This window comes from Hydrogenophilus thiooxidans, assembly GCF_019049855.1.
GTDB classification, from domain to species: domain Bacteria; phylum Pseudomonadota; class Gammaproteobacteria; order Burkholderiales; family Rhodocyclaceae; genus Hydrogenophilus; species Hydrogenophilus thiooxidans.
Map to the genome: position 1 here is coordinate 1 of NZ_JAHLSY010000071.1, position 753 is coordinate 753.

Sequence of the window (753 nt, forward strand, 5' to 3'; positions counted from 1 at the left end):
CCGGGCGGGGATTTTTCCCGGTGTTCGACCCTCAGCCAGTTAGGGGGGTGGGTCAGTTTTATCTGGCCAAAGTGGGTCAAAATTCGTGGCCATTGACACTGGGGCGGCAGCAAACGGCTCTACAACCCCTTTGATGTGCTGCAGCTTTTCTTCTTTCGCGAATTTCGCGCGTGGTGGTTTGAAACGGGGACCCCAACTTTTCTTATCGATCTGCTCAAAGCGCGGCGCTTTTTCACGCCGCAGCTTGAGCGCCTCTTTGCCACCGAAGAGCTTCTATCGGCGTTTGACGTCGACAGCATCGAACCTGAAGCGATCCTGTGGCAGACGGGCTACCTGACGATTGGCGCCGTACACGTTACGGCAGGCGTTACCGAATACGAACTCAAGCTACCCAACCGCGAAGTGCGCATGGCGTTGAACCGGGCGCTTACGGCAGCGCTTATGCCCACGCGTCCAACGGCAAGCGTCACAGCGCTCATCAACCTGATGCGCACAGGCGACCTCGAACAGTTGCGTGACCACTTCCAGCGCCTCTACGCGAGCATCCCGCACGACTGGTACCGCGCAAACCCGATCACCCACTACGAAGGGTACTGGGCCAGCGTCTTTTATAGCCACCTTGCGGCGTTGGGGCTGGAGCTCATTGCCGAAGAGGTCACCAACCACGGCTGCATCGATCTTACGGTGAAGCTCCCGGAGCGGATCTATCTGTTCGAATTCAAAGTGGTTGCGGACAAACCCGAAGGAGCAGCG

General features: G+C 58.2%; 1 protein-coding gene. It reads left to right on the plus strand.

Translation table 11 applies throughout. The annotated features are described in order from the left end of the window. Positions 1–135: 135 nt before the first annotated feature. Positions 136–753: PD-(D/E)XK nuclease domain-containing protein (locus KUL93_RS11305; protein ID WP_217127136.1), on the plus strand; the 618-nt coding region annotated here is incomplete at its 3' end.